We start from the raw sequence: 5,073 nt of genomic DNA on the forward strand, positions 1-5,073 counted from the left end.
AATGGTTTGCCCCGATGGGTTGGCGACGTCTCGATTGCTCGAGACCGTGTACCGGATCAGCTTCGTATCTCCCGACGGATCCAGGAAGCTGAGGTAGAAGCGCCCATTGGTCGCATAACCCGGGTCGAAGGCCATCCCGGCAAGCCCCATCTCACCGGAGGTCGCGACGGGGACGCTGAGGAACGGGGTCGTCAGCAGGTTGCCGCTCTTGATGACCCGCACGTCGCCGCCCTTCTCGAGCACGAAGAGCCGGGAAGTGTCGCCCGGCGAGCCGGTCAGGAAGAGGGGTTGGTCGAGGCCGCTCTTGACCAGCCGCAAGCCGATCGTCATCCCGGGCGGTGGCGTGGGATTCGGCGTGGGGTTGGGGTTCGTGGGAGAAGTGCTCTTCTTGCCGCAAGCCAGCAAGCCGGCGGCGAGGGCAAGACTGGCAAACGCCAGCGCCGGACGCCACCTGCGGATCTTCGAGATCGGGGACTGCACCTATCCTCCCGCTAACGTGTCATCCGGGCCTTTCGCCCTTAGGATGGAATGGGTCAATTAAGTAAGCGAAAAACAAGCCGGAACCGTCAAGGACCTTCGGAAGAGACATGACTTCGAGTGATGCCCCGCGTCCTCACCACCTCGGATCCTTGAGCGCGACGCTATTCCTGATCGCCACCGAGGCGACCTTTCTGGCTTCAGCGGGATGCATGGCGGCCGAGAACGGCCTCCCGCTTCGCCGGGCCCGCGGTCTGGCGCTCGAGACGGTGGCGAGCGGCCTGGAGGATCCGGTCTACCTGACCGCTCCCCCCGGCGATCCACGACTGTTCGTGGTGGAGCAGTCGGGAAGGATCCGGATCATCCGTGACGGCGCCGTCCTCCCGCAGCCATTCATCGACCTGATCGCGCTGGTTGGCTATGGCGGCGAGCGCGGGTTGCTCAGCATGGCGTTTCACCCGCGCTATGCGCAGAACGGGTACTTCTACGTGAACTACACCGATCGCTCCGGCGACACGCGCGTCGAGCGGTTCCGCGTGGGATCCGATCCCGACGTTGCCGACCCTTCGAGCCGCCAGCTGGTGATCCAGATCGACCAGCCGTACGCCAACCACAACGGCGGGCACATCCTGTTCGGGCCGGACGGCATGCTGTACATCGGCATGGGCGATGGCGGCAGCGGCGGAGACCCGCACGGACATGGGCAGAACCGCTCCACCCTGCTCGGCGACCTGCTCCGGATCGACGTCGACTCCGGATCCCCCTACGCCGTCCCTCCGGACAACCCCTTCGCGAGCAGCCCGGGCATGCGGGGCGAGATCTGGGCCTGGGGCCTGCGCAACCCCTGGCGGTTCTGCTTCGACCCGCCGGCGGGGCTCCTCTACATCGCCGACGTGGGCCAGAACCAGTGGGAGGAGATCAACGTCGTTGGCGCCCGCGAGCCCGGCCTGAACTTCGGGTGGAACCAGATGGAGGGGGCCCACTGCTACCGTTCCAATTGCGATCCGAAGGGACTGGTCCAGCCGGCGGTCGAGTACGGCCATGGCGATGGGTGCTCGATCACCGGGGGGTTCGTCTACCGCGGGAGCCGGATCCCGGCCCTGGTGGGCCACTATTTCTATGCCGACTACTGCCAGGGCTGGATCAGGAGTTTTCTCTGGCGCGGCGGCCACGTCATCCAGCATCGGCAGTGGGAGCTTCCCAATCCGGGATCCATCCTCTCCTTCGGACAGGACTCTGCCGGGGAGCTTTACGTGCTCACTGGAAACGGTCGCGTTTCCCGACTCGGCGGGAAGCCGGCGAACTGACCATTCGAGCACCATCGGCCATGAATCATTGAAAAATAAGGAGCCCGGAAGCATTCCGGCCCGAGATTAGGCTTGAACTTCGCCGGGCCTTGTGGCAACTTTGTCAAGCGCCGAGCCGCAGGTTGACTCCTAGGCCTCTCGGAAACTAGCCCCCGAGTCATCATGGCTGCTCGATACGTCGTCCCGTCCGTCCGGGCGGCCGGGCGAACCGAGTGTACAGTTCATGCGAATCGCCAGGAGGTGACCGCCGAACTTCGTCGCGAGACAAGCTCCAGTTCGCTCCCGCTCTGATGCACCCGCGCGGGGGCAGTGGTCATGTCCCCCATGACCGGCCCCTATGCACCCAGGAGAACAAGCCATGACGCGATTCAAACTCATCCCGTGGTTGGCGATTCCGGCCTTGCTCCTGCTCGGGCCGGTGGCGCCGACCGCCACTGCAGCGACCCCCCAGGCGTCCGTGTCGACGGAGGACGGTCTCCAGTACCTCCCGATGGACGAAGCACCCGCTTGGCTCGAAGCTTCAGGCAGCACTCGCCTCACGACCAGCGCTGGTGAGGTTACGGTCGCACAGTACGGGGCGGCTGACTTCCTGGTCGCGAACCGGAATCGCTTCCTGGCGGTTCGGTTCGACCTGCCGTTCGGTGCTCCGTACACCATCACGAATCTGGCGTTCGCTTCCCGGGTGCAGATCCCGAATGCGACTCCGGGTCGCGATTTCGCTTCGTTCCGCAGCGTGCGAGTGCTCGGCGCCGACGTGAACGGCAACCTGGACAAGACGCAGACCCTGTTCCGGTACAACCGGTACAGGGGAAGCAACAACGGCGGCGTCAACAACATCCCGCTCAACATTGACGGAGCCACCGGCGGCACCTACTACGCCGTGTTCGAGTTCCCGGCGCCCGTCTCGGGCGTGGCCGATACCTTCCCGTTCCTGTTCACGGACATCATGAACACCGAGGCCGGCTACTTCGCGAACTCCTACGCCCCGGACACCTCCGGTGGCGTGTCTCTTCCTCCCGGCCCCGGAACCTTCACCGGCTCCACCTTGCTGGCGGATCAGAACATCAACGTCGCGCTGACCTGCATGCTCACCGGCACCGTTCCGCCTGGCCCGCCCACCGGCACGGGTATGAACGCGCGTGACTCGCAGTACGTCTTCTCGTCGACGGTTTCCGCCGGCGGCCATGGACTCGAGCTCGTCCGCAGAGACGCGGGTTGGACGACGGTTGGCTCGGGTGGCTCCGGCAAGGTCGTGCTCGCCTCGGCTCCTGCCGGCATCTACGGCATGCGCACCGCCGGCGGTGGCGCCACGAGCGTGGTGTCGAACGTCGTCGTGGTCGGCAGCTACACGGTCGTCGCGGCGGGCGCACCGCTCGCAGCCGACGCCGACGAGCCCAACGGCAGGATGAGCGAGGACGAAGGAACCGCACTCACGGTGCCGGTCTCCGGTCACGCGGCAACCATCTGGCCGGCTGGGGACGAAGACAACTACTGGTTCTACGCACGTCCTGGCGACGAGGTGTCGGTCTTCGCGGCCCCGACGTTCGGGGACTTCCGCAACGATCTGGATCTCGTGGTCCAGCTGGTCGACAACTCCGGCGACGTGCTGGCGACCGCGTCCTCTCCCGCTCCGGGTGAAGCCGCTTCGCTGGTCTTCACGATCCCGGCTCAGGGCGGCTCGAACAGCCTGCGCCGCCACTTCGTCCACATCGTCGACAAGTCGGGCTCCGAGCTCGATCCGGTGGGCGCTCCGCGCTCTCTGGTTCCGCCCACGTACAGCCTGGACGTGAGCGTCCAGACCCCGGCGCAGATCCAGTCGTTCGGACCGGCCGACGCCCCCGTCTCCGGCTTGCTGAGAGGGGACGAGTTCGCGTTCGTGAACGCTGGAGCAAACCCGGTGCGGGGCAACGCGAGCTTCGGCTTCGTGATTCCTCGCAGCTCGGGCTCGGGCACGTCGGTGAAGCTGCGCATCTACGACGTGAGAGGCCGCATGGTGACCACGCTCGTGAACGGGACCCGCGGTGCGGGCACCCACTTTGCCTCGTGGTCGGGACATGATTCACGTGGCAACCGTGTCTCTTCCGGGCCGTACTTCGCGCGCCTGGATGCCGGTCGCTATAGCCACGTGGTCCGTATCGACCTCGTCAAGTAATCCCGACAGAAAGAGAATCCGTGGGGGCCGGCTTCAGGCCGGCCCCTGCTGATTTGAGCCAAGACCATGAGAATCCCCCACCGCATCTCGCGGCAACGTTCCATGGCGCTCCTGGCAGGGACGCCCCTCCTGCTCGCGGGCCTCGTGTTGGCAGTGCCCGCGCAATCCGGCCAGGACTGGTTCCCTCCCGCGGCCGCCCAGCTGGTCGCACCCAATGTCACGTTCCAGCCCGGCCAGCCGCGCACGTATTCGTTCGTCATTCGCGCCAACGGGGTGCCCGGCAACTTCCGCTGGACCGCGGTCCCCTCCGGGACCACGGCAACCATCTTCACGCCGCAGCTCAGCGCAACCACCGGGACCGTCGCCCTCGCCGGCGATCAGCAGACCACCGTCTCCATCACCGTCACGGTCCCCCTCAGCGCGCCCAATCCTTCGACGGGGTTCATCACCTTCAAGCTCGCCTATGACCCCGACGGAGGACAGGCGGCCCAGAACGCGCTTTGCACGGTGCGCGCGGCCACCGGGGGCCGGCCCGAGTTCTATCCGTCGCCCTTCGTGCTCTCCTCTCCCGCCGGCGCGCCGGCCACCGTCACCTACAACCTGCGCAGCCTCATCGGGACGTCGGAGCAGTTCAATATCAGCCTCACGACGCCTTCGAACCCGGACAGCTTCAATGCGCTCAACCGCTTTCCCTACACCCCGCCGCCCACGACGGTCACGTTGCCGGGCGCGGCGACGATCCAGGTCTCGGTGCCGGTCTATCTGCCGGGGAACATCTGGCCGGGGAACCTGAACCTCTACAACATCACCGCGCAGAGCACGTCCGACCTCACCAAGCTGTCCGATGCCCGCGGCTTTGCGATGGCGTCGGCCCCCGATCCTGATTCGCTGCCGACAGGCCTGGCCGGCGTCGGGCTCGCCAGGCTCGAGCTTGGCCATGCCGCCTCGGGGAGGGACGGCCCAACGCCCATTCCCGGTCGCGGACTCTGGCTCGCCCCGGCGGGACGGCTGGGGATCAAGGTGCTGCGCGACTCGGCGCTCCGCCAGATGGGTCCGGTCGACCTCGACAACAACAGCCTCGACGACCGCTACGTGGGGCGCATCCGCCCGCCGACCTATTCGGCTTCGATCGACGTG

Annotated in this window: 4 protein-coding genes; 3 read left to right on the top strand and 1 reads right to left on the bottom strand. The window is 66.5% G+C overall.

What is annotated here, in order from left to right:
* Positions 1–480, bottom strand: a 480-nt coding sequence (locus VFQ05_16715; protein ID HET9328411.1) for a PQQ-dependent sugar dehydrogenase, incomplete at its 3' end; no start/stop codon positions are given.
* 149 nt (positions 481–629) lie between these two features.
* On the opposite strand from VFQ05_16715, the gene VFQ05_16720 reads away from it, so the two are divergent.
* The 3 genes from VFQ05_16720 to VFQ05_16730 all read left to right on the top strand — a co-directional run.
* A complete protein-coding gene (locus VFQ05_16720) occupies positions 630–1,784 on the top strand; it encodes a PQQ-dependent sugar dehydrogenase (GenBank protein ID HET9328412.1) in 1,155 nt (384 codons plus the stop codon).
* A gap of 358 nt (positions 1,785–2,142) precedes the next feature.
* Positions 2,143–3,936, top strand: a complete 1,794-nt coding sequence (locus tag VFQ05_16725) for a FlgD immunoglobulin-like domain containing protein (protein ID HET9328413.1) — start codon at positions 2,143–2,145, stop codon at positions 3,934–3,936.
* Between the two features lie 66 nt (positions 3,937–4,002).
* Positions 4,003–5,073: hypothetical protein (locus tag VFQ05_16730; protein ID HET9328414.1), on the top strand; the 1,071-nt coding region annotated here is incomplete at its 3' end.

The organism is Candidatus Eisenbacteria bacterium (genome assembly GCA_035712145.1).
In the GTDB taxonomy this organism is placed as follows: Bacteria; Eisenbacteria; RBG-16-71-46; order RBG-16-71-46; family RBG-16-71-46; genus DASTBI01.